Below are 25,456 nucleotides of genomic sequence, written 5' to 3'. Positions count from 1 at the left end.
TTACTTGCCATCAGAAAAAAACAAAAGCGCTTCAATTGAAGCGCTTTTCTCTATAAAATCAAAATATTGTCAGGAGTCTATTTTACCTCCTCATAATCTACGTACTCCCCACCTATCTTCCCTGACGATGATTTCCGTTTTTTCACCTCGTCTTCAGGGATATAGTCCACTTTTATTTCCTCGTGGCGGGCGTTGGTCGTTGTTCTGCTCCTATACTGTTGCTGCTGGCGCTGCTGATATTGTCTCCCCGATCCAAAATAAAGGGCCCTCATGATGAAGCCGCCTACTTTATAGAAGACGTAAAAGAATATTAAGAGTATGAGAATGAATTTAAACATCTGCTTTAAATTTTAAGTCTTACTGTTTAACGACTCAAATAAAGATTTCGTTCTGAATAAATCTTTAAGAAGTAGTCATCCATCAGATCGTCAATGAAATATATAGCTTCGCCGGTCGATTTCATTTCCGGGCCAAGCTCCTTATTCACATTGGGGAACTTGTTGAAAGAAAATACGGGAACCTTGATTGCATATCCCTGTTTTTTCGGAGAAAATTTGAAATCCTTCACTTTCTTCTCCCCCAACATCACTTTTGTGGCATAGTTCACATAAGGTTCATCGTAGGCTTTGCATATAAACGGCACAGTACGTGATGCCCTTGGGTTTGCCTCAATAATATACACCTGGTCGTCTTTTATTGCAAACTGAATGTTGATCAGACCAACCGTTTTCAGCGCCAAAGCAATGGTTTTGGTGTGCTGCTCAATCTGCCGAATAATGAAATCCCCAAGGTTGTAAGGAGGAAGCACGGCGTAGGAGTCGCCAGAGTGAATTCCCGCCGGCTCGATATGCTGCATGATACCAATAATGTAAACGTCCTCACCATCGCAAATGGCATCCGCCTCCGCTTCAATAGCACCATCAAGGAAGTGATCGAGAAGTACCTTGTTACCCGGAATGTCTTTAAGAAGATCTATTACATGTGACTCAAGCTCCTGCTCATTGATCACAATTTTCATGCTTTGGCCTCCCAAAACGTAGGATGGCCGCACAAGCAAAGGAAAGCCAAGCTTCTTCGACAACTCAATGGCCTGGTCGGCATCTTCTATCACACCAAACTCAGGATACGGAATGTTGTTCTCCTTTAGCAGGGAAGAAAAGCTACCTCTATCCTCCGCAAGGTCAAGAGACTTATAGTCGGTTCCGATTATCTTGATGCCATATCTTTCGAGCTTTTCTGCCAGCTTAAGTGCTGTCTGCCCACCTAACTGCACAATGACACCCTCCGGCTGCTCATGCAAAATGATGTCGTAGATATGCTCCCAGAAAACTGGCTCGAAGTACAGCTTATCGGCAATATCGAAGTCAGTAGAAACCGTTTCTGGATTGCAATTAATCATGATGGTTTCGTAGCCGCATTCCTTTGCTGCCAGCACACCATGCACGCAAGAGTAATCAAACTCGATTCCCTGACCGATTCGGTTGGGTCCAGAGCCCAGGATCACAACTTTCTTCCTGTCACTTCTTACCGACTCATTCTCGTCATCAAAAGTGCTATAATAGTAAGGTGTTTTCGCTTCAAATTCCGCAGCGCAGGTATCCACAAGTTTGTAAACCCTTTTTATTCCCAATGCGTGACGCTTGGTGTGCACTTCGCTTTCCAGGCAACCCAAAAGATGAGCGATTTGTCGGTCGGCGTAACCTTTGGTTTTGGCTATTCGAAGAATTTCCGGCGGAATGGTCTCTATCGTAAACGATTCGATTTCATTCTCTAGTTTTAGGAGCTCCTCAATCTGGTCGAGGAACCACATATCAATTTTGCTGAGCTTGTGAATGGTCTTCAGCGGAATGCCCAGCTTAATGGCGTCATATACATGGAAGAGCCTGTTCCAGCTGGGATGGCGGAGGCTCTCCAGGATTTGCTCCTGATTCGTTACTTCCTTGCCATCGGCACCCAGGCCGTTTCGTTTTATCTCAAGTGACTGGCAAGCCTTTTGAAGCGCCTCCTGAAAGTTACGACCGATGCCCATTACTTCACCGACCGACTTCATCTGAAGACCGAGACGACGGTCAGCGCCTTTGAATTTATCGAAGTTCCAGCGTGGAATCTTTACAATGACATAGTCGAGCGCCGGCTCAAAAAATGCTGATGTACTGCCAGTAATTTGGTTTTTGAGCTCATCAAGGTTATAGCCAATCGCCAGTTTAGCCGCTATTTTGGCAATTGGATAGCCAGTAGCCTTTGAGGCCAGTGCCGAGGAACGAGACACCCTTGGGTTGATCTCGATGCCCACGATCATGTCGTCTTCAGGATTAACAGCAAACTGCACATTGCATCCTCCGGCAAACATACCAATGCCATTCATCATTCTGATGGCCAGGTCACGCATGTGCTGGTAAATAGTGTCAGGTAAAGTCATGGCTGGCGCCACAGTAATTGAGTCGCCAGTATGCACACCCATGGGGTCAAAGTTCTCAATGGAGCAAATAATGATGATGTTGCCAATATTGTCCCTTAGCAACTCAAGCTCATATTCCTTCCAGCCGAGGATGCTCTGCTCCACCAGCACTTCATGAATTGGCGACGCATGTAAACCGTTGTTCAGCGCCTGGTCAAACTCCTCCGCCTTCTCAACAAATCCACCACCAGATCCACCAAGTGTATAAGACGGGCGGATAACCAGCGGGAAGCCAATTTCCTGCGCTATTTCCTTGCCCTGAAGGAAGGAAGTAGCTGTCGATCCTTTGCACACATTTACCTTCAGTTCGTGCATCTTCAACCGGAATTTCTCCCGGTCTTCGGTGGTCTCGATGGCGGCAATGTCCACACCTATGATCCTGACTCCATATTTTTCCCAAAGCCCCGCCTTTTCACAATCGATGGCCAGGTTGAGAGCAGTTTGACCACCCATTGTGGGCAGCACCGCATCAATTTTGTGCTTTTCAAGTATCTGTTTGATGTATTTCTTCTCCAGCGGCAACAGGTACACGTGATCAGCGGTGACCTTGTCGGTCATGATCGTGGCTGGATTCGAGTTAATCAGTATGACTTCTATTCCTTCTTCACGAAGTGACCTTGATGCTTGTGAACCGGCATAGTCGAATTCACAGGCCTGTCCGATGACAATAGGGCCGCTTCCAATGATTAGAATTGATTTGATACTGGGGTCTTTAGGCATCTTTAGAATGTATCGTTAAAAGGAGGGTTAGCAATTCACAAATCCCGGCAAAGTTATATGCCACCGCCCGATTATCAAAAGAGATTTCGGAAAGATGGACAAGAAAAATGAAGATGACTGACAAGCGGGCCTTGTCTGCTCAAAGAATCTCATCAGTCGACTGGATACCAATAAAAAAGCCACCCTGTGAGAGTGGCTTTTTTTAAGTTCAATCAGTTTTTTACATGTGAATTGGCCTGTTGTCCGTTGCGGCCAAACATGCTTCCTTTACGGCCTCCATATAAGTAGGGTGTGCGTGCGACATGCGTGACACATCCTCAGCAGAGGCCCTGAATTCCATGGCTGTGACGCCAGCAGCAATCATATCGGCCGCTCTGGCACCAACGATGTGAATGCCTAGTATTTCATCCGTTTGCTTGTCGGCCAATACCTTTACCAGTCCGTCCACATCGCCTGATGCTCTGGCTCTGCCAAGCGCCTTGAACGGAAACTTTCCGACCTTATATTCTTTTTTCTGATCTTTAAGCTGCTCCTCGGTGTAGCCCACAGCGGCCACTTCCGGCCAGGTGTATACGACACCTGGGATCAGGTTGTAATTAATGTGAGGCTTCTGCCCCATAATGGTTTCAGCTACAAATACACCTTCCTCCTCGGCCTTGTGAGCAAGCATGGCACCCTTGATCACATCGCCGATTGCCCAAATATTGTCCACATTTGTTCTCAAGTGATCATCCACTTCAACCAGTCCTCTGTCGGTTACTTTCACCCCAGCTTTGTCCAGGCCAAGTCCTTCAGTGTAAGCCTTCCTTCCTATCGACACCAGGCAATAGTCTCCTTTGAGGTCTACCTTTTCACCTTTTGAGGTTTCTGCTGTCACGGTAACTTCCTTGCCTTTGGCCTCTACCGCCGTCACCTTATGTGACAGGTAAAATTCCATGCCAAGCCCCTTTAGAGACTTTTGAAGCTCTTTACCCATAGTCGAATCCATCGTCGGAATGAGGCTATCGAGGAACTCAACAACTGACACTTTGGCCCCTAACCTTGCGTACACAGAACCCAACTCCACGCCTATTACACCGCCTCCTATCACTATCATGTGCTTAGGCACTTCGCTCAATTCAAGGGCTTCAGTACTTGTAATGACCCTTTTCTTATCCAGTTTAATAAATGGAAGGTTGGCGGGCTTGGAGCCGGTAGCAATGATTACTTTCTCAGTGGTAATCTTCTTTTCCTCTTTCCCGGAAACTTTGATGGTGTTCTTGTCTATAAAGGAACCCATGCCATGAAAAACATCAATCTTGTTCTTCTTCATCAGAAAGTTGATACCGTCGGTATTTTGCTTCACCACGTCCGTTTTCCTGGCTATCATTTGCTTCAGATTCACTTTCGGCTGAGGAATATCGATTCCATGCTCCTTAAATGTGTGCGCTGCATTGTGAAAGTGCTCGCTTGAATCAAGGAGTGCCTTAGATGGAATACAACCGACATTAAGACAAGTGCCTCCCAGGCTATCATATTTCTCAATAATCGCCGTTTTTAAGCCCAACTGCGCACACCTGATGGCTGCTACATATCCGCCGGGTCCTGAACCAATTACTGTTACCTGATAATCCATGTTGTTTGTTTTAATTAAAAAATAGTAACGGGTTTACACTCCCAGAAGAAGCCTGCTAGGATCTTCGAGCAGTTGCTTCACACGTACAAGGAAGCTGACAGACTCACGACCATCAATGATGCGGTGATCGTAAGAGAGGGCCACGTACATGATCGGCCTGACCACTACCTGGCCGTTTTCCACAACAGCCCTTTCTACGATATTGTGCATACCCAGAATAGCAGCCTGGGGCGCATTAATAATAGGTGTAGAAAGCATGGAGCCAAAAATACCTCCATTGGTAATGGTGAATGTGCCGCCTTGCATTTCGTCTATGCTCAACTTTCCGTCTCTGGCTTTCAATGCCAGTCTCACTATTTCCTTTTCTATTTGATCGAAGCTAAGTGCTTCGGCATTTCTTATTACCGGCACAACAAGACCTTTTGGCGTGGATACCGCTATCGAAACGTCGGCATAATCGTTATACACGATTTCTTCCCCGTCGATCTGTGCGTTTACGGCAGGCCACTCTTTCAAGGCCATTGTAATTGCTTTGGTAAAGAATGACATAAAGCCCAGGCCAACTTCGTACTTTTCTTTGAAGCTGTCTTTGTATTTTTTTCTCAATTCCATTACCGGGCCCATGTTCACCTCATTGAAAGTAGTGAGCATGGCTGTCTCGTTCTTTACAGAAACCAACCTTCTGGAAATAGTCTTGCGAAGAGAGGACATTTTCTCTCGTCTCTGCCCCCTTGAAACACCGCCACCGATTTGAGGTGCGGCATAGGATGGAGCTGCTGGCTTGCCAGCATCAGATTTTGGAGCTGCCGACTTTTCAGCTTTCATGGCATCTTCTTTCGTGATACGTCCGTCAACTCCGGTTGCTTTCACATCAGAGGCAGAAAGTCCTTTCTCTGCCATAAGCTTTGCTGCTGCCGGAGATGCATGCCCAGCTGCATAAGATGAACTGCTTGATGTTGCAGGAGCAGCAGCCGGAGCAGGACTTTTGGCCTCCTCTTTAGCAACCGCACCTTCCATTACTTCAATTTTGCATATTAAAGCACCTATCTCAAGTGTTTCTCCTTCCTTGGCGATGACCTGAAGCTTGCCTGTAGCTTCGGCAGTGAGTTCAAAAGTGGCTTTGTCAGATTCAATTTCAGCGATTACTTCATCTAGCTGCACAATTTCGCCGTCCTTTTTGACCCAGGAAGATATGGTCACTTCATTGATAGACTCGCCAACCGTGGGGACATGCATTTCGATTGTCTCACCAGTCGATATCGCCTCTTTAGCCGGCGCTGACTTTTCTTCCTTTTTCTCTTCTTTTGCAGGAGCTGCACTATCGGTATCAATACTGCATATAACAGCACCAATTTCAACAGTTTCTCCTTCTTTGACCAAAATCTTTATTTTCCCGGCTGACTCAGCGTTTAGCTCGAAAGTGGCTTTGTCAGATTCCAGCTCACACAGAAGTTCGTCCCTCTCCACAATGTCACCATCATTCTTTAACCACTTGGCAATGGTTACTTCGGTTATTGATTCCCCTACTGCAGGGATTTTAACTTCAAGGCTCATTATTTATTAGGGTTTAATTATGCAAATGCTTTTTGTACAATCTCTTCCTGCTCTTTGTTGTGCAGTTTGTAGTAGCCAGTGGCAGGAGAGGCTGCTGCTTTTCTTGAAACCAATTCCATTCTCACTTCAGGGAACATCCTTAACAAGAAGGTCCAGGCACCCATATTTTCGGGTTCTTCCTGTGCCCACACGAGTTTGGCTCCTTTGTATTTATTGATTTCTGCGAGGATTTTCTTTCTTGGGAAAGGATGAAGCTGCTCGATTCGTATAAGGGCAACATCCTTTCTATTACTTTTCTGACGTTCGTCGAGAAGGTCAAAATAGATTTTGCCAGTGCACAGCACCACCTTTTTAACATCTTTAGCCTTCACATCTGTGTCGCCGATTACCTCATGAAAGGCACCATCAGTCAAGTCGCTCACTGGCGACATCACCAATGGATGACGGAACAGAGATTTTGGAGACATTAGCACGGCTGGCATCCTAAACGGCATCACCAACTGACGACGGAGCATATGGAAGAAATTGGCAGGTGTAGTCAAGTTGCAGAAAAACATGTTGTTGCCAGAGCACATCTGAAGGAATCGCTCAGGGCGGGCATTGGAGTGTTCTGGCCCCTGACCTTCGTAGCCGTGAGGTAGCAACAATACTAGACCATTCATGCGCTGCCACTTCGTATACGATGGTACGATGAACTGGTCGGTCATTACTTGTGCACCGTTCGCAAAATCACCAAACTGAGCCTCCCAAATAACCAGCGCATTTGGGTTGGCCATGGCATAACCAAACTCAAAGCCCAGCACACCAAATTCAGAAAGCAGAGAGTTGAAGATTCTGAATTTCTCCTGGCCTTCTTCAATATGATCTAAACTATTATGGGGCTTGTTAGTGACACTGTCACGCAACACTGAGTGCCTGTGAGAAAACGTGCCCCTTTGCACATCCTGGCCAGTCATTCTGACAATCTTTTTCTCAAGAAGCAGCGATCCATAAGCCAGTAGTTCAGCAGTAGCCCAGTTGACGGACTTCTCTTCGAAAATCATCTCGGTACGCTGCTTCAGCACTTTGTCAATTTGCTTCAATGGCTTGAAGCCCTTTGGAATAGTTGTGAGCGCCTTGCCTACTTTATCGATTACTTTCTGATCAACAGAAGTTTTCGGTGGGTTTTCAAAATCATCTGGCTTTGAAATTCTTAGCTCCTGCCACTCCTTCTCCATTGGGGAATATTGATAAGGGAGCGGCTTTTGCTTCACCATGTTGAGTCGGTCCTGCAAAAGGTCTCTGAATTCAGAATCCATTTTGTCGGCTAGCTGGGCATCCACATCGCCTCTTTCTATCAGGTGTTTGTTATATACTTCTCTTGGGTTCGGGTGCTTCGATATGATATTATAAAGCGATGGCTGGGTGAATTTCGGCTCATCACTTTCGTTGTGCCCATGACGACGGTAGCACACCATATCAATAAACACGTCTCTCTGGAATTTCTGTCTGAACTCCACAGCCAGGTTAACGCAGAAAATAACTGCCTCAGGCTGATCACCATTTACGTGAAGCACGGGCGAGTCAATTACTTTAGCCACATCCGTACAGTAGATACTGGATCTGGCGTCGTCGAAGTCTGTTGTAAAGCCTACTTGGTTATTGATAACAAAGTGAATAGTACCACCTGTGGTATAACCATCCAGCTTACTCATTTGAACCACTTCGTATACTATGCCCTGGCCAGCTACCGCCGCATCTCCATGAATAAGAATCGGAAGCACTTTGGTCGCATCGTTTTTGAATTCCCGGTCGACCTTTGCTCTCAGAAACCCTTCCACTAACGGATCAACCGCCTCGAGGTGAGATGGGTTGGGTGCCAGCCTGAGATCGACGGTGTTTCCTGATGGCGTTACTATCTGGCTGGAGTAACCCATATGGTATTTTACATCGCCATCGCCCATTGTCTGGTCGGTGGCGGCATTCCCCTCAAACTCATTGAATATCTGCTCATAGGTTTTGCCCATGATATTAGCCAGCACATTCAGCCTACCCCGGTGAGCCATGCCTATCATCACTTCCTGTACACCCAGTTCAGCTCCTTTATTAATTATTGCGTCAAGTGCTGCTATTGTTGTTTCGCCACCCTCCAGAGAGAATCTCTTTTGACCTACATATTTAGTGTGAAGGAAATTCTCGAAAACAACCGCCTCGTTCAGCTTCCTTAGTATCCTTTTTTTCTCGTCAATAGAAGGGTTAAAATTCAAGGCGTCGAATTCCACCTTCTTTTTGTACCACTCCAAAATATCCGGCTCCCTGATATACATATATTCGAAGCCGACGGCCCCTTCGTAAATCTGCTTAAGCGACTCAACAATTTTCCTAAGCGTCGCTTTCCCAATACCAATCGTCGCCCCCGACTGAAACTCAACATCAAGATCCGCTTCCGACAACCCGAAGTCACTAAGGTCAAGTAAGGCCTTCCGATCCTTCCTTTCCCTTACCGGATTGGTTTTGGATTTAAGGTGGCCACGTGTTCTGTAGGCATGAATAAGATTACTAACGGCGATCTCTTTGTCCGACACGCCTCCGGAGGTAGTGGCGGCTTGACCATTTTCTCCATACTTCGATTGAGAAAACTCAAATCCCTCAAAAAATTTCTGCCAGGTAATGTCTACTGACTCAGGGTCTTGTTTGTAACTTTGGTATAGTTCATCGATGTAAGACGAGTGTGCGTTGGCGATATAGGAATATTTATCCATGTTCTTGGGTGACGTTTAATTAGGTAAAGGTATATAATACATTAAACGTATTAAAACTGTATATTCGTTTTAACAAATATGCATGCTATTTTGATTTAAAGGCTCATTTTTCTAGTCCAACCGACGGGCAGTTAAAGTCATCCGCACATTTCACTGCCGAACCAGTTATCAATTTGCTGTAGATGAGTTGCTTTTACAAAAAAATCACTAACTTTGCGATCCAATTTTCCGGACGGGTTCCGGAAGAGATTAAATAAAACGAACAAAAAATGGCAGTTAAAATCAGGTTAACACGTCGAGGACGTAAAAAACTTGCAATGTTTGATGTGGTTGTGGCCAACAGTACTTCGCCACGTGATGGTAAGTTCATCGAGAAATTGGGAACGTACAATCCAAATACCAATCCGGCAACAATTGTTTTGAATGATGAAAAGGCCTTTGACTGGGTGATGAAAGGTGCACAACCTTCTGACACCGTTAGAGCCATGCTTTCTTACAGAGGCATTCTTTTGAAAAAACACCTTCAAATCGGTGTGAACAAAGGAGCCATTACTCAGGAACAAGCTGATGCTAAGTTCGAAGAGTGGAAGAACCAACAAGACTCTAAAGTAACAGGTAAAGTTGAGTCTCTTGCTAAGAAGAAAGAAGACGAAAGAAAATCACGCCTTGCTGCTGAAACGAAAGTGAGCCAGGCAAGAGCTGAAGCTATTCGTAAGAAGGCTGAGGTTGCTGCTGCACCAGAGGCCAGCGAAGAAGCTGCTGTAGAAGAAACAGCGGTTGCGGAAGAAACTCCCGCTGCCGAGGTAGCTGAAACAGCGCCAGTGGTAGAGGAAACGCCTGTTGTAGAAGAGGCTCCGGTTGCGGAAGCACCTGCTGCAGAGGAAGCTCCTAAAGCGGAGGCACCGGCAGAAGAAGCCCCAAAGGCTGACGCTCCGGAAGCAGAAGAGAAAAAAGAAGAGTAGTCCTTATGCATTTGGATGATTGCTTTCAGCTTGGGGTAATCACCAAAACCCATGGCACAAAGGGCGATGTTCAGGTTTGGATCGATTCGGACAACCCTGGGCATTACAAAAATCTGGAATCAGTTCTGTTGTTGATCAACAACGAACTGGTTCCTTTTTTTTTAGAGCATTGGTCACTAAATGGCAAAAAAGCCATTGCCCGCTTCGATGAAGTGAGGTCGTTGGATGCGGCTGATAAGCTTGCCGGCACAGAGGTGTACCTGCCAGAAAGCAGCCTGCCGGAGCTTTCGGACGGACAATACTTCTTCCACAATTTGGTAGGGCTAGAGGCTGTTGAAGATGGCAAAGTATTAGGCACCATATCAAACATCCTTAACTTTCCCGGGCACGACGTGCTGGCCATTGATTGTCAGGGCAAGGAAGTGCTTGTGCCAATTAGCGACGATATTATTAAAGCGGTGGATTTAAAGGCCAAGTCAGTTACCCTACAGCTTCCACCCGGTTTGCTTGATATATATTTAGATTCTTAGTCAGTCATGGTAAGATTCGATATTATTTCCTGTGTGCCTGAGCTGCTCAAAAGTCCATTTGAGCACAGCATTCTCAAAAGAGCCATCGACAAAGGCCTGACGGAAGTAAACGTACACAACCTGAGAGACTACGCCGTTAACAAACATAAAACTGTTGACGATTACGCCTACGGCGGGGGAGCGGGAATGGTGCTGCAAATAGAACCCATCGACCGATGTATCCAGGCCCTCAAGTCCGAACGAACGTACGACGACATTATATATATGAGTCCTGATGGGGAGGTGCTGACCCAAAGGCTGGCCAACGGCCTGGCTATGAAAGGAAACATGATTTTGCTCTGCGGGCATTATAAAGGAGTGGACGAAAGAGTACGTCAGCACCTGGTTACCAGAGAAATCAGTGTTGGTGATTTTGTGCTGTCAGGAGGAGAATTGGCCGCTGCCATTGTGTGCGACGCAGTGATCAGGCTGATTCCTGGTGTGCTAAACGACGAAACCTCTGCACTTACCGACTCCTTTCAGGATGACCTCATAGCACCACCTGTTTACAGCAGGCCCGCCGACTACAAAGGCATGAAAGTGCCGGATGTGTTGCTTTCAGGAAATGACGCCCTCATTGATGACTGGAGACACGAGCAGTCGCTACAACGAACAAGAGAGAGAAGGCCAAATTTATTGTAGGCATTCATCAAAAGCACATTATCCCGTATTAATACAGACAATCTTTCGTTTTTTTGATTATTTAGAGGTCTCGATTTTTTATGGAAAACAAAAATATACGGATCAAAGATATCGCTCGCCTTGCCGGGGTGTCTGTGGGCACTGTGGATAGGGTGTTGCACAAGCGAGGCAAAGTATCCGATAAGGCGCTTGAAAAAGTTCATGCCATCCTTGGTCAAATCGACTACAAGCCTAACCTCATTGCCAGAAGCCTTGGTCTCAACAGGACGTTCAGAGTGGCGGCTGTGCTGCCCGACCCCAAGCTTGACGCTTTCTGGGTGCAATCGCATGAAGGCCTGCAACAAAGCGAGCAGGAATGGCAGCAGCAAGGCCTTGTTATTGACTACTACTTTTACGACCTCCACAATAAAGAATCTTACAATCAAGCATTTGAAAAGGCCATTGCTTCAAACCCTGACGGAGCGGTAGTTGCGCCACTGTTCTATAAGGAAGCGCTGCCGTTTTTTGAAAAATTTCATAAAAATGAGGTGCCTTATATATTGTTCAACACACACATTGAACACCCGCATCCATTGTCCTTCATCGGGCAAGACCTGTATCAAAGCGGGCGGCTGGCCGCTGAATTGATTTCCCCCGGACTGGCCAGTGGCAAAAAACTGGCGATCTTACATATTCATGAGGATCTGCCAAATTCTGCCCACCTTTTGGACAAGGAAAAAGGCTTCCGGGAATATGTAGCTTCGATGTCCGGATTGAGTGTGGAGGTAAACACCATCAACCTTGAGGCCCCGGAAAACCCCTCTTTTGAAGCGGACCTCAAAAAACTGTTCAGCGATCCACAGTTACACGGGGTTTACATAAGCACCTCCAAAGCCTATCAGGTAGTGGAGTTTATGAAAGCGACCGGCAAAAATGGCTGTAGAATCGTTGGCTATGATTTACTGGAAAAGAACCTTCAATTTCTGAAAGAGGGGTATATCAACTTCCTGATTAATCAAAACCCAAGCAAGCAAGCCGCCTTGTCTATCAGCCACCTCATCAATTACCTGGTGTTTAAGACAACTCCACCCAAGGAGGCCCTTTTACCCCTGGAAATCATCACCAAAGAAAATATTGACAGTTATAAGCCGGCACTTGCAGCACTTTAACCTGAAAAGAGAGATTTTTATTTGATTGTATTATTTGTGTTTAAAAACATAGTCGTATATTTGCAGTCCGTTTCAGAATACGGCTTAAATAGACAGTCATGAGCGAGTTGATAAAACTAGTTGAAGCAGAGTACCAGGATAAGAGAAATTCACTGCCCGCATTTAAGGCAGGTGATACTATAAATGTACACGTGAAGATCACGGAAGGTAACAAAGAGCGTATCCAGCAGTTTCAGGGTACAGTTATCCAACGTAAGAATATCAGCACGAATGGAGAAACCTTTACTGTAAGAAAAGTATCTTCAGGCATTGGTGTGGAAAGAATTTTCCCGATTATGTCACCAAGCGTTGAGAAAGTTGAATTGGTTCGTCAGGGATCAGTTCGCAGAGCCCGTCTTTACTACCTTCGTGGTAGAAAAGGAAAAGCCGCAAGGATCAAAGAAAAAATGTCCTAAGGGATTAAATAAAATAGCTGAAAAGCCAACTCTCGGGTTGGCTTTTTTCGTTTACTTGCTATTAGTTTTATGCTATGGAAATTCGTTTTCACAAATATCAGGGCACAGGCAACGACTTCATTCTCATCGATGACAGGGATCTCCAATTTCCTGATGACCTGACCGTTATAGAAACCCTTTGCCATCGCAGGTTTGGCATCGGCGCAGACGGACTCATTCTCATACGCAATCATCCCGACTACGACTTTGAAATGGTCTACTACAATTCCGACGGCACGCAGAGCATGTGCGGGAACGGTAGCAGGTGCGCAGTGCACTTTGCGAAGTCTCTTGGTATGACCACCGACAGAACTACTTTTATGTCTACCGATGGGCCTCATGAAGCGACCATCAAAGGAGACATTGTTTCTGTGCAGCTTTATGACGTTGACAGCGTTGAAGAACTTACTGACGGCGTTTTCATCAATACGGGATCCCCACACCATATTGCCTTCCTTGAAGATGTTAAAAACTTCTCTGTTGTGCCGGAAGGAAAAGCTATTCGCTATAGCGAGGCCTATGCCCCAAAGGGTACCAATGTAAACTTCGTAGAGTTGGAGGATGGCAATGCTATTTTTGTGAGGACTTATGAAAGAGGGGTGGAAGACGAAACGCTGTCGTGCGGCACGGGAGTTACAGCATGTTCGCTTGCCGCATCACTCAAAGGATATAAAAGCCCGGTAATAGTTCACACCCTGGGTGGAACCCTCGAGGTCAGTTTTGCGGTTAAGGAGGGTGGCTTTAAAGATATTTTCCTGAAGGGCCCAGCCACGCCCGTTTACTCAGGCCTCATTGATGTGTAAATCTGTCAAGAAACACCTTGGCAATTAGTATCGAATTAGGAAAAAGCGGTTAATTTTAAGGTTTTAAAAAACGACGAAATGTTGAATATATTCACCAAAGGGGTAGCCAAACTTTTTGGAACAAAATCAGAGCGAGATATCAAGGAAGTCCTTCCGCTTGTTGAGCAAATCAAAAAAGAATTTGAGAAACTTAAGAGTATTTCTGACGATGAGCTAAGAGACAAAACCAGTCAGTTCAAAGCGTTCATCAAAGAAGGGAATGCCGCTATTCAGAAGGAAATTGACGATTTGCATCAGAGGATAATCGACGAACCCGATTTGGATATCGACCAGAAAGATGACGTATTCAAAAGAATAGATCAACTCGAAAAAGACAAGAACAAGAGCATTGAAGATTCTTTGCTCAAACTGTTGCCAGAAGCTTTTGCTGTAGTGAAGGAAACCTCCAGGCGACTTGCTGAAAACAAGAAGTTGGTGGTTAAAGCAACGCTCCTTGATAAACAGATGGCAGCCACGAAGCCCCACATAAAAATCAATGGGGAGACCGCCGAATGGTCCAATAAATGGCTGGCAGCAGGCACCGAAGTGGAGTGGAACATGGTTCACTATGATGTTCAGCTCATTGGTGGAGTTGTACTACACACTGGTAAGATTGCTGAAATGACTACTGGTGAAGGAAAAACCCTTGTGGCTACTCTACCTGCCTATTTGAACGCTCTTGCTGGTAAAGGCGTCCATATTGTTACTGTAAACGACTACCTGGCCAAGCGTGACTCAGAGTGGAACGCTCCCTTGTTCCAGTTTCATGGGCTAACGGTTGACTGTGTCGACAGGCACCAACCCAACTCACAGGAGAGAAGAAACGCTTATCTCGCCGACATTACGTACGGCACCAACAACGAATTTGGCTTTGACTACCTGCGGGACAACATGGCCAGAAGCCCAGAGGAGCTGGTGCAGCGGGAACACCACTATGCTATGGTGGATGAGGTTGACTCCGTACTTGTGGATGAGGCCAGAACACCTCTTATCATTTCAGGGCCTATCCCTAAAGGAGATGAGCATGAGTTTTACGAACTGAAGCCAAGAATATTTAAGCTGGTTGAATCTCAACGCAAGCTATGTGCGCAGTTTCTGAATGACGCCAAAAAACAAATTGCCGAGGGCAACGAGACAGATGGCGGCTTATCACTGTTCAGAGCTCACAGGGGGCTTCCCAAATACAAGCCTTTGATCAAATACCTCAGTGAAACAGGTATAAGAAATGTTCTTCAAAAAACGGAGAATATCTACCTGGCTGACAATCAACGGATGATGCCGGAGGCGGATGAGCCTTTGCTTTTTACCATTGAGGAAAAAAATAACTCTATCGAGCTGACTGAGAAGGGTGTCGATATGATTACAGGTGATGGCGAAGATCCCAATTTCTTCATTATGCCTGATATTGGGATGGAAATTGCAAAGCTTGAGGGTGACACCTCTCTTGCCGAAATCGATATCCTGAAAAAGAAAGAGTCGGTCATCAAAGACTACCAAATCAAAGCGCAGCGTATCCACACCGTTAATCAGCTGCTAAAAGCATATACGCTTTTTGAAAAAGACACCGAGTATGTAGTGATTGATGGCAAAGTGAAGATTGTGGACGAGCAAACCGGCCGTATGATGGAAGGGCGCCGCTATTCAGACGGCCTTCATCAGGCAATTGAAGCGAAAGAAAGCGTGACCGTGGAAGATGCAACGCAGACTTATGCAACCATCACCCTGCAGAACTACTTCAGAATGTACCACAAGCTGGCCGGTATGACTGGTACGGCCGAAACCGAAGCTGGTGAACTTTGGGAGATTTACAAACTTGATGTGGTTGTCATTCCAACTAACAGACCGATTGTTAGGAAAGACATGGAAGACAAGGTCTACAAGACCATGCGTGAGAAGTTCAATGCTGTTATTGATGAAATTGTTGCGCTTACTGAAGCCGGTAGACCAGTGCTGGTGGGTACTACTTCTGTAGAAATTTCGGAAGTACTAAGCCGCATGCTCAATATCCGTAAAATTAAGCACAACGTACTAAACGCCAAGCAACACCAGCGAGAGGCGGAAATTGTGGCCGAAGCGGGCCACCCTTCTACCGTAACAATTGCCACCAACATGGCGGGGCGTGGTACGGATATAAAACTGACCGAAGAGTCGAAAAAAGCTGGAGGCTTGGCCATTGTAGGAACTGAAAGGCATGAATCGAGAAGGGTCGACAGGCAGTTGAGAGGCCGATCAGGCCGACAAGGTGACCCGGGATCTTCGCAGTTCTTTGTGTCGCTTGAAGACAACCTGATGCGATTGTTCGGCTCAGACAGGATTGCCAAGTGGATGGACAGAATGGGACTGGAAGAAGGCGAAGTAATCCAGCATTCGATGATTACCAAGTCGATTGAAAGAGCTCAAAAGAAGGTAGAAGAGAACAACTTCGCCATGCGTAAGCGCCTCCTGGAATATGACGATGTCATGAACTCTCAACGAGAGGTGATCTACACCAGAAGAAAGAACGCTTTGTTTGGTGAAAGGCTACAGCTTGACATCCTCAACATGATGTACGATACGTCTGAGGATTTGGCTATATCGGCTACTGCCTCTCAAGACTATGATGGCTTTAGACTGAATGCGCTTAGCACTTTCGGTCTGGACATGCGTATCAGCCAGGAAGAGTTTGCCGGTATCAAAAGCGACGCACTTGCTGCCAGACTTTATGATGAAGTGCTGGCTCACTACACCGCCAGAAAGGCTGCGATCCGGGAAAAGGCATTGCCAGTTCTTAAGCACACTCTTGACAATAAAGGAGCCACTGTAGTCGATATTCTTGTACCATTTACAGACGGGAAAAAGCAACTCGGCATTGTGGTTAATCTAAAGAAAGCGGTGGACACCGAGGGTAAGGAGATGGTGGCGGCCATGGAGAAAATGATCACCCTGGCGCTTATTGACCAAACCTGGAAGGAGCACCTTCGTGAGATGGATGACTTGAAGCAGTCTGTTCAAAATGCTGTATACGAGCAAAAAGACCCGCTTTTGATCTACAAATTTGAAGCGTTCGAATTGTTCAAAGTATTCCTCGCCAAGGTAAATGAGGAAACTATGTCTTTCCTTATCAAGGCCGATATACCAAGCCAGGATCCGAGCCAGGTAAGAGAAGCTCGCCAAACCCGCACGAAAAGTGATTACAAAGAGAGTAAGGAAGAGTCACGTTCTTTGCTGGAAGGAAAAGAGGGGCAACCTGTTGGTTCAAGGCCAGCCGTTACCCGCCCAGAGCCAATGAAGTCGCAGAAAGTGGCCGGAAGAAACGATCGGGTGACTGTGCAGTACACTGACGGCACTTTAAAAGAAGGCGTGAAATATAAGACTGTGGAGCAAGATGTGAACAACAACAAATGTGTTGTAATCAATATTGAAGACTAACCAGCTATGAATAGAGTCGTTTCTTTAGCACTTGGTGTTTTTATCCTGTATGGGTGTTCAAAAAAGGTAGTTCCTTCTACTGGCTCTACTGACTCTTATTCTGAAGATCTGTCCATTTTACACCCGGTTATTACCACGGAGGAAAACCCCCTTAAACCAGCAGAAACCACCAAGTCGACGGCTTCTCTAGAACCACTGAACACACAATACGATATCACTCAAGAGCTCGATAGCGTAGTAATGTTTATTGCCGAAAAAAACCTCCAAAAAAGGGTTGTAGATGGCTTTACTGTTCAGGTATACTCCGGCCCAAACAGAGACCAGGCGAATAATGCAAGAGCACAGCTTCGGTCTATCGGATTGGACATTCCTTCCCAGGTTGTTTACGTCCAGCCCAACTTTAAGGTAAAACTAGGAAAGTTTTATTCCAGACTAGAGGCTAATCAGGTATATGCTCAGGTTCGGGAAGTGTTCCCCAACGCTCTCCTACTTCCGGAAAAAATACCCGTAGAATAGATGAATTTGAAAGACAGAATCAAAACGCTTAGCAATCAGTTTTCGGAGGAAATTATCGGCGTACGAAGACATCTGCACGCTAACCCTGAGCTGTCCTTTGAGGAGTACAACACAGCAAGCTACATCAGAGAATTTCTTGGAAAGCTTCCCATTGACCAGTTGGACGAAATGGCCACTACTGGTACGGTGGCTATTATAAAGGGGAAAAATCCAGATAGAAAAATTGTAGCACTGAGGGCAGACATCGACGCTTTGCCCATTTTGGAAAAGAACACTGCACCTTATAAATCAACAAACGAGGGTGTTATGCATGCCTGCGGCCATGATGTTCATACCTCCTCACTTCTCGGTGTTGCCAAAATCCTATGTGCATTGAAGAATGAATTTGAGGGAACCGTTAAGCTCATTTTTCAGCCTGGAGAAGAAAAACTACCGGGAGGCGCCAGCTTAATGATCAAAGAGGGCGTGCTTACCAACCCTTCTCCAAAAAGTCTTTTTGGTCAGCATGTGATGCCGTTGCTACCTGCTGGCACGGTAGGGTTTCGGCCTGGCATGTACATGGCCAGCGCTGACGAAATATATGTGACGGTAAAAGGCCAGGGTGGCCATGCTGCCATGCCTGAAACTTTGGTAGATCCTATCGTAGTGACTGCTTACATTATTACAGCATTGCAGCAGGTGGTTAGTAGAATGGCCAGCCCAAAGATACCTTCCGTGCTTTCGTTTGGCGATATTGAAGGGAAGGGAGCGACAAACGTAATTCCTTCTGAGGTCAAGCTAAAGGGCACATTTAGAACCCTCAACGAAGAGTGGAGAATGGATGCCCATGCAAAAATGAAAAAAATGGCGGAAGGCATTGCAGAGTCAATGGGGGCGGCTTGCGACTTTAACATCATGAAGGGCTATCCCTTTCTTGCTAATGATGAGCGACTCACCAATCGCTCTAAATTATGGGCGGAAGAATTTTTGGGGAAAGACAAAGTTGTAGATCTTGATATCTGGATGGCAGCTGAGGACTTTGCCTTCTACTCCCACCACATCGATTCATGCTTCTATCGACTAGGCACCAGAAATGACGCTAATGGCATCACTTCCGGAGTTCACACACCCACGTTCGATATTGATGAAAGTGCTTTAGAGCTTGGCGTGGGGCTTATGACCTGGCTGGCTTTGAAAGAGCTGACTGTTTAAAGTTACCAGCCTATCAGGTCAAAAAACTCTTTCCTCATGTCGTCGTTGATCGACAAGGCGAGAAAAATGGAAATGACCAATCCAATACCGGCATACAGAGCATCCTTGCCTATCAGCTTCATGCTCTTTCTTATTCCCTTTCTGCGGCTGGACTTGTTTTTCTTCATGTAGTTGATCGCCAACTCACGGCCTCCCAAAAGCCCTATAAAGACCCAGGTGGTACTTATCGGAATCGTATTAACTACCTTCAGGTAGTAGAGGAGGCATGCATAAACCAGGTCGACTATTGTGGCGGCCCTCACATCAGTAATGTCTGCCTTCTCTTCCACGATCGACTGTATCTTGTCCCCTTTGAGGTAGAACAGCACACCTAGGCCAAGAAATATAAATGACGCAAATGCAACAAACTCCACAGTGTTTAACGCCCTTGGCAATACAACCGCTATGTTTGCAGCATCCTGCATGATCCAAACCGACCACAATGCCCCGCTGGTAAGCCATTGCAGCGGTGCCCACCAGTGTGCCGGTTTTTTCTTAGCATATTTATCAAATAGCTGTGCGGTTAGCGTCCAAACAATGATGGCGATGACGAAAGCCAGTGCATAGCCCACAAGACTTTTTGATAAAATACCTCCAATGGAGCTAGCTTTGGTAGAGAAGGCACTCAACAGTAGGATTGAAGTTGATACCGGCATTCGAAGTCTTGTAAGAACCAATAGGATTACCGGAGCGGCAACCTGAAGAAAACTGAAGGAAGTAGGTGCTACCTCAAGGCCTTTTGTATTCAACCGCTGATACGATACATCTCCACCATAAGTGATCCAGCTATAAGTAACTGTAACAAGGAAAATCAGTCCCATGAAAAGCCACAAGTGATACCACTTCCTATGGGAGTTTGAAGAAATAAAAGTGCCAATGGTTTGAATACTATCATTGGCAATGGCAGAATAGCCAGCCAAAGCAAACGCAACCCACATAGCCACCTCCTGATAGGGATACACCATACCGCAGACAAACGTGATGGCAAGCAAAAAATAAAGATAGTTTCTCTCCTTTTTTGACACGCTAAACAATTTAAAAGCCCCTTTGCCTAGCTTTTGTGTAGTGATACTATCAGACGGTTTGGAAGACATCGCAGGTGTACGCTTAATTTGAAAGTTCCGGCAAAGCTAAATATAGTTTTTGTTACCACTGTTAAGAAAGTGTTAAGGCTTTTATTTTGTCGTCTTCGCATATTACTTAACCTTATGAGCCATTGACGGTGAAAGCTCCCTGGCTAAAAAGATACCTCAACCTGCGCACGATACATCATTGAGCCGTCCCCTCCTTCAATTTCTATCCTTGTCAAGTCCGACTGTATTTTAAGAGAATGACCAACGATATATTTTGAGACGCCAAAAGTATATTGATGAATACCTGCTCGCAATGTTTCGACGGCTGGCAGCACTTCCGTAAACCTAAGGGCCAATTCGAAATTATTTTTGAGTAAGTATCCTGCTTGAATATTAAGGCCAGTGCCAGTATAATAAGTTCCGTCTGAAACGACGGGCCCGTTCGGTGCTTGCTTATTAACATACTCCGACATCACCGACCATCCTCTGTACTTAAAATGCATATCCACAAACACAGCCTGCAGAATCCTGTTTTCACTTAATACTCTACCCAACTGGCCTCTTTCCCTATTAGTGTTGTCGTTATAGTCGTAGACAATTCCAACCATCAGCTTTGGAGTCGATTCTCTTTTGAGGTCGGCTCCAACATAGTCGCCATTGCTCCTGAATCGCCCGAGGGGAAGCCACTCAAATCTGGCCGTATAGTCGTATCCACCTTGATTCTCCTCGGAAATATTCCTGCCCTCTCCTATGGAAACCGCAGTTATTAAACCAAATGTCTCCCCATCATAGCGAACCTGAACTCCCCGGTCTCTGTCAAGGTTGTATCTTGAGTTAAGAAAACTTCGGTCAACAAACTGTAACGATTGAGATGAAATTACCCGTTCCACGTTTCCGGGAAGTTTCGTTTGGCCAACCCACAGGCTCCAGTTTCCATGGAAGTTGTATTTTATCACGGCATCAAGGATTTGCAGTGGCGCATAATTCGATTCAGAAACAATGTCCTGATTGCCAATGTCGCTACCACTCAAGCCCAACTCAATCTTGTATTGTATTTTTGGGTTATGCACAAACCCGTCAAACTTCAACCTTGCTCTCCTTATCAATAGGTTGTCTTTGTATTTGTCGAGCCCCATGTCGTATACTCCCTCATACAAAGTCTGAAACCTGGTGCTAAACTTCATCGAAAATGAAGAGTCTCTGGCAAATACTGAGATTCCGCTTCCGAATTTGCTTTCGGTAATGTCCTGTGCTTTGACAATACCTGGTAAAATGAACGATAGGGTTAAAAAGAAGGCTATTACAATGTTGATCACTCTCTGCATGAATCTTAGGTCGGTTGCTCTCGTAGGGAAGAGCTACAATGTTAAGAAATTGATAACTATATATTAACAAACCCTCGTTTACTTAACAATTTAGAAACATGATTAATATTATCTTAACACAAGCAGGGTTACTGTTTTGGCTAACCAGATTATATGGTAAGTATGGTTAATGGCCAAAAAAAGGCACATTTTCCCTCAAATTTATGATCTCAAACCGGGCATTCACTGCCTTTAATAACGTGCAACTGGCCTTCACAATAGGCAAATCAGCTTGCTTCCCCAGTTCAAGCGTTTGAGCACAAGGTGAATTAACAATAGTTTCATATCGCTAACGGATTGAACAATTAGTTTTTGATAACTTTGCGGCTTGCTTCTTCTGGCAACAACTCTTCAATTGGATGACCGTCAAGAAAGTTTTAAACATAGACGAGGGAAAGCAGACTTCTGCGAAAAACCTGTACCGTAATATCGGGTACGTCCTCATCACTGTTTTCATCTTTCTCCTTTCCATCAATATGATGGGGCAAGCCTTCAACCAGCTCACCGAAACTGCTGCCCAATCCATCCTGTCTGCCACTTCAGACCCATTCGTTGGCTTGTTTATTGGCCTTCTGATTACAGCACTTATACAAAGCAGTTCGTCAAGCACCACCATGATTGTGGCGGCCGTTGCTGTTGGCTCAATCTCATTTGAGGATGCCGTCCCCATTATTATGGGTGCCAATATTGGCACCACTATCACGTCATCAATTGTATCGCTTGGTTATATCACCAAGAGAAATGAGTTCAGAAAAGCCATTGCGGCTGGGGCAGTGCACGACATTTTCAACATCCTCACTACCATCATTCTTTTTCCACTAGAGCTAAAATACCACCTGCTTTCCCGCCTCTCTCGTGAAATAGCCTCCTCACTTAGTGGTGGAGATTTATTTTCGAAAAGCGGACCGATATTTAATATCAACACATTATTGTTTGATCCCATCAGCCACTGGGTAAGTCTTTGGATATCACACCCCATAGTTCTTCTCATTGTTTCATTTCTGGTACTGATAGGCTGCATCAAGCTGCTGTCGAATATCATCTACAAAAGACTGATCGGTCAGTCCAAGGTGAATTTTGAAAATATTGTTTTTAACAATCCTTTCAAGGCCTTTGGATGGGGAACCCTCCTCACGGCTGGCATTCAGTCGAGTTCCATCACTACTTCCCTTATTGTTCCTTTGGCAGCTACCCGCAAAATCTCCGTACAAAAAGCCTTCAACTTCATCCTGGGAGCCAATGTTGGAACAACGATTACTGCCATTATTGCAGCGCTGTTCAAGTCGGAAGAAGCCATAGCCGTGGCAATTGCCCACCTGTTGTTCAATTTAATCGGTGTCCTAATATTCCTGCCCTTCCCTGTTATTCGAAGGATTCCTGTTAAAATGGCTGAACTCCTTGGTAAATTTACGCTGAGGTACCGCATCGTGGGTTTTGCCTATATACTACTCACATTCTTTATCATCCCCTACAGCCTCATTCTGGCTCATAGGTCATTTACACACACAACTTCTCCTCCTGTCGAGCTAATTGATAAAAAGCCTGTCGAGGAACCTTAACCGTTTGATCAAAGTTTCATACCTTGAACGCTTAGTCCAAAGGAGGTATTTTTGTCAAAGTTTTGGAAAATAGATGAATTGATAGATTCCGTCACTGAGTATGTGCGGATAAAAATAGAGCTCGTCAAACTAAACATGATCGAAGAGCTCTCTGGAATTCTCGCTCAGCTAATAGCACTGTTTCTGATTCTCACGGTTTTTATGTTCTTCCTGTTTTTTGGAAGCATTACGCTGAGTACTTTTTTAAACTATCTTTGGAACAGCGCCTACCTTGGGTATGGCGCAGTTACGTGCTTCTATCTTCTTGCATTGCTTTTTTTCGTGTATCTGCTCCAATCCGGCAAGCTGAAAGATGCTGTTGAAAATCAGATTACCAAAGCAGTGAAAGAGAGGGAGGCCCTTACAGAAAAACCAATTGAAGAAGATGAGTAAAGCGGATATTACCAGGCGGAAGGAACAACTTCAGGAAATGGAGCGAAAGGCAAAAAAGAAACTCCAATCCGGAACCGACTCAGTTGAGCAAAATGTATCCCGGGCGCTGAAAACCGGACTGATTATTGGCGGCGTCCTTTTTGCCGGCTACCAGATAGCCAGACTTATCACATCCTCTTCCAGGAAAGAGGATCTTAAAAAAAAAGCCCTGACCAGCCAATAGAACTTGTTGAAAAACCGCCAAAATCATTTTTTAAGTTGACGCTCAACAAAAGCATGGCGGCTCTTTGGGGAGTTTTACTTCAATTTGGCTTAAATTATATTCAAAAAAGAATACTGACGAATGAACCACCTACTGAGTCAACTGACACAGAAGAGTAACGAAGGCAAACGTTCCCTGGGCATATTGATTGATCCTGACAAGGTGTCGGACAACAGCGCTTGCCTTAGGGTCATCAACATGTGTGTTGAAAATAAGGTTGACTATATTCTTGTGGGTGGCAGTCTTATGACCAAGAATAATTTTAGCCAGATCATCCAGCTCATCAAAGCAAATTCTAGTATTCCGGTGATCATTTTTCCAGGCAACTACTATCAAATAGACTCCAATGCCGATGCCATTCTTTTCCTTTCTTTGATCTCAGGAAGAAACCCGGAGTATCTGATAGGCCAGCATGTGATAGCTGCACCCATTTTAAAAAGAACGCACCTGGAGGTAATACCAGTCGGATACATGCTTGTAAACAGCGGCCATGCCACTGCTGCGAGCTATATCAGCAACACCACACCCATTCCTACCGACAAGGTAAGCATCGCTGTTTCCACTGCAATGGCTGGCGAAATGCTCGGCTTACAAACAATTTATATGGATGCTGGGAGTGGAGCAGAGGCGCCTATTCCTCCCAAAGTAATTACTGCTGTCAAGAAAAATATCAATGTGCCGCTGATTGTGGGTGGAGGAATCAGCTCTGTTCATTTGGCCATACAAGCCCTTCATGCGGGTGCCGACATGCTTATCCTGGGAAACAGCGTAGAGGAAAATCCTGATCTACTAATTGAGGTATCGGAGCGAATTCATCACCTCAATCAAAAGCCTTTAAACATTAATTAAAGACTCTCTCCTTCTCATTTTACCAGCAGGTATTCCAAACATCATTTTGAAACGACGGCAAAAGTAAGCTGTGTCTTTATATCCCACATCCTTACCTATCTCCCTGATGCTTTTCTTTGAGGTTCGCAAAAGGTTAACTGCCTTTTCCATTCGTTGGTACTCAATGTAGTCCTGTGGGTTAATGCCGGTCAGCATTTTGAAGTACTGCCCCACATAATCCTCCGAAACATTGGCAACATTGGCCAAAATCTTATTGGAAAGGTCGTCACCCAGATTATCCTTAATGTAGGCAAAGATATCTATCAGGCGAGGGCCCTTGAAGTAATTACTGTTAGTGGCCAGCTGCTCTACATACAAGTTGTGTTGTATGATATACCTGATGGCCTGCACAACCAATCTATCCGTTTCAAGCTTCACAATTCTATCTCTACCAAGCTTTCCGGAAAAGTGTTCAACAACGATGTCCTGAATCAATGAGCCCATCATTCCGTCTTTCATTACAAACGGCGGTATGTCAAGCGATGCAAAAAAGTTGACAGTGTCGAATACCTTTGCTTCGAAAGTAATATAGCTAAAGTTATCTCTCGTTTCTTCCTCCTGACTATAGCCCTTCACACTCTCCAGGTACTTCTCTTTGTTGTTCAAAAAGTCGTCATTAGACAAGCTGATGGCCTTTCCTGAGCCATAAGTGATAGACGCCATTTTGCCGCCGGGTACAAAAAGCACCTCGCCGGCATTCACCTCTTCTTTGTCCTTACCAAACTTCAAAACCCCCTTGTGAACCAAAAAAATGGTGTTTTCAACGTCGTAAAAATTCTCTACCGTAACAGACTGAATTACATTGGTGTGGCGTGCCTTAATAAATCTGATACTAAGAGATTCAATAATTTTATTATACTCTTCCATGAATCATACAATTTGCGAGAGCGGGTGGCAATAGAAAAAATTAACAATGAATTTGTATAAAACTAATACAAATATGATTTAATAACAAAATACCTAGCTCAAATATGAATTA

At 45.2% G+C, this 25,456-nt stretch carries 21 protein-coding genes; 13 read left to right on the top strand and 8 right to left on the bottom strand.

The window, feature by feature from the left end; all coding sequences use genetic code 11:
- Positions 1 to 77 precede the first annotated feature (77 nt).
- From RIG68_RS01800 to RIG68_RS01780, 5 genes are all read right to left on the bottom strand, one after another.
- Positions 78 to 338 carry a DUF4834 family protein gene (locus RIG68_RS01800; protein WP_151996278.1) on the bottom strand — a complete coding sequence of 87 codons (261 nt, stop codon included), beginning with the start codon at positions 336 to 338 and terminating at the stop codon, positions 78 to 80.
- Between the two features lie 26 nt (positions 339 to 364).
- Entirely contained in the window at positions 365 to 3,178 is a 2,814-nt protein-coding gene (gene carB / locus RIG68_RS01795; RefSeq protein ID WP_350118078.1) for a carbamoyl-phosphate synthase large subunit, read from the bottom strand.
- A gap of 220 nt (positions 3,179 to 3,398) precedes the next feature.
- Positions 3,399 to 4,793 (bottom strand): dihydrolipoyl dehydrogenase, encoded by a 1,395-nt coding sequence (gene lpdA / locus RIG68_RS01790; protein ID WP_350118076.1) that lies wholly within the window; start codon positions 4,791 to 4,793, stop codon positions 3,399 to 3,401.
- A 33-nt stretch (positions 4,794 to 4,826) separates the two neighbouring features.
- Entirely contained in the window at positions 4,827 to 6,347 is a 1,521-nt protein-coding gene (odhB, locus tag RIG68_RS01785; RefSeq protein WP_350118074.1) for a 2-oxoglutarate dehydrogenase complex dihydrolipoyllysine-residue succinyltransferase, read from the bottom strand.
- Positions 6,348 to 6,364: 17 nt separating this feature from the next.
- On the bottom strand, positions 6,365 to 9,088 hold the full coding sequence (locus RIG68_RS01780; protein ID WP_350118071.1) for a 2-oxoglutarate dehydrogenase E1 component: 2,724 nt from the start codon (positions 9,086 to 9,088) through the stop codon (positions 6,365 to 6,367).
- A gap of 269 nt (positions 9,089 to 9,357) precedes the next feature.
- Between RIG68_RS01780 and RIG68_RS01775 the strand changes: the two genes are divergently transcribed.
- From RIG68_RS01775 to RIG68_RS01735, 9 genes are all read left to right on the top strand, one after another.
- The gene (locus tag RIG68_RS01775) at positions 9,358 to 10,050 is read left to right on the top strand and encodes a 30S ribosomal protein S16 (protein WP_350073415.1); all 693 of its coding nucleotides are present in this window, start codon (positions 9,358 to 9,360) and stop codon (positions 10,048 to 10,050) included.
- A 5-nt stretch (positions 10,051 to 10,055) separates the two neighbouring features.
- Entirely contained in the window at positions 10,056 to 10,580 is a 525-nt protein-coding gene (gene rimM, locus RIG68_RS01770) for a ribosome maturation factor RimM (protein ID WP_350118069.1), read from the top strand.
- A gap of 6 nt (positions 10,581 to 10,586) precedes the next feature.
- A complete protein-coding gene (gene trmD, locus RIG68_RS01765) occupies positions 10,587 to 11,261 on the top strand; it encodes a tRNA (guanosine(37)-N1)-methyltransferase TrmD (RefSeq protein WP_350118067.1) in 675 nt (224 codons plus the stop codon).
- Positions 11,262 to 11,341: 80 nt separating this feature from the next.
- Positions 11,342 to 12,409: a LacI family DNA-binding transcriptional regulator gene (locus RIG68_RS01760; protein WP_350118065.1), complete on the top strand. Its 1,068-nt coding sequence runs from the start codon at positions 11,342 to 11,344 to the stop codon at positions 12,407 to 12,409.
- A 98-nt stretch (positions 12,410 to 12,507) separates the two neighbouring features.
- Entirely contained in the window at positions 12,508 to 12,864 is a 357-nt protein-coding gene (gene rplS / locus RIG68_RS01755) for a 50S ribosomal protein L19 (protein WP_350118063.1), read from the top strand.
- A 74-nt stretch (positions 12,865 to 12,938) separates the two neighbouring features.
- The gene (dapF, locus tag RIG68_RS01750; RefSeq protein WP_350118061.1) at positions 12,939 to 13,706 is read left to right on the top strand and encodes a diaminopimelate epimerase; all 768 of its coding nucleotides are present in this window, start codon (positions 12,939 to 12,941) and stop codon (positions 13,704 to 13,706) included.
- A 78-nt stretch (positions 13,707 to 13,784) separates the two neighbouring features.
- Complete coding sequence (gene secA, locus RIG68_RS01745; RefSeq protein WP_350118059.1) at positions 13,785 to 17,153, top strand: preprotein translocase subunit SecA; 3,369 nt, start codon at positions 13,785 to 13,787, stop codon at positions 17,151 to 17,153.
- Between the two features lie 6 nt (positions 17,154 to 17,159).
- Positions 17,160 to 17,669 carry an SPOR domain-containing protein gene (locus RIG68_RS01740; protein ID WP_350118057.1) on the top strand — a complete coding sequence of 170 codons (510 nt, stop codon included), beginning with the start codon at positions 17,160 to 17,162 and terminating at the stop codon, positions 17,667 to 17,669.
- Entirely contained in the window at positions 17,670 to 18,860 is a 1,191-nt protein-coding gene (locus RIG68_RS01735) for a M20 metallopeptidase family protein (RefSeq protein WP_350118055.1), read from the top strand. It begins immediately after the preceding gene.
- Between the two features lie 2 nt (positions 18,861 to 18,862).
- Here the strand turns inward: RIG68_RS01735 and RIG68_RS01730 are convergent, their stop codons facing one another.
- Both RIG68_RS01730 and RIG68_RS01725 read right to left on the bottom strand, forming a co-directional pair.
- The gene (locus RIG68_RS01730) at positions 18,863 to 19,993 is read right to left on the bottom strand and encodes a hypothetical protein (protein ID WP_350073399.1); all 1,131 of its coding nucleotides are present in this window, start codon (positions 19,991 to 19,993) and stop codon (positions 18,863 to 18,865) included.
- 143 nt (positions 19,994 to 20,136) lie between these two features.
- Positions 20,137 to 21,297 carry a porin gene (locus RIG68_RS01725; RefSeq protein WP_350118053.1) on the bottom strand — a complete coding sequence of 387 codons (1,161 nt, stop codon included), beginning with the start codon at positions 21,295 to 21,297 and terminating at the stop codon, positions 20,137 to 20,139.
- A 398-nt stretch (positions 21,298 to 21,695) separates the two neighbouring features.
- Here RIG68_RS01725 and RIG68_RS01720 point away from each other — a divergent pair, with 398 nt between their 5' ends.
- From RIG68_RS01720 to RIG68_RS01705, 4 genes are all read left to right on the top strand, one after another.
- On the top strand, positions 21,696 to 22,895 hold the full coding sequence (locus tag RIG68_RS01720) for a Na/Pi symporter (protein WP_236583009.1): 1,200 nt from the start codon (positions 21,696 to 21,698) through the stop codon (positions 22,893 to 22,895).
- A 51-nt stretch (positions 22,896 to 22,946) separates the two neighbouring features.
- Positions 22,947 to 23,327, top strand: coding sequence for a phage holin family protein (locus tag RIG68_RS01715; RefSeq protein WP_151996262.1), 381 nt, complete (start codon positions 22,947 to 22,949; stop codon positions 23,325 to 23,327).
- Positions 23,320 to 23,550 carry a hypothetical protein gene (locus tag RIG68_RS01710; protein WP_350118051.1) on the top strand — a complete coding sequence of 77 codons (231 nt, stop codon included), beginning with the start codon at positions 23,320 to 23,322 and terminating at the stop codon, positions 23,548 to 23,550. Before RIG68_RS01715 ends, RIG68_RS01710 begins: the two co-directional genes overlap by 8 nt.
- A 120-nt stretch (positions 23,551 to 23,670) precedes the next feature.
- Entirely contained in the window at positions 23,671 to 24,438 is a 768-nt protein-coding gene (locus RIG68_RS01705; RefSeq protein WP_350118049.1) for a phosphoglycerol geranylgeranyltransferase, read from the top strand.
- Here RIG68_RS01705 and RIG68_RS01700 read toward each other — a convergent pair.
- The gene (locus RIG68_RS01700; protein WP_350118047.1) at positions 24,424 to 25,344 is read right to left on the bottom strand and encodes a helix-turn-helix domain-containing protein; all 921 of its coding nucleotides are present in this window, start codon (positions 25,342 to 25,344) and stop codon (positions 24,424 to 24,426) included. The genes RIG68_RS01705 and RIG68_RS01700 overlap by 15 nt on opposite strands.
- Between the last annotated feature and the right edge of the window lie 112 nt (positions 25,345 to 25,456).

It is taken from the genome of Imperialibacter sp., assembly GCF_040222385.1.
Classification (GTDB): domain Bacteria; phylum Bacteroidota; class Bacteroidia; order Cytophagales; family Cyclobacteriaceae; genus Imperialibacter.
The sequence above is the reverse complement of the archived record's forward strand: the minus strand, read 5'-3'. Positions and strand labels throughout refer to the sequence as shown.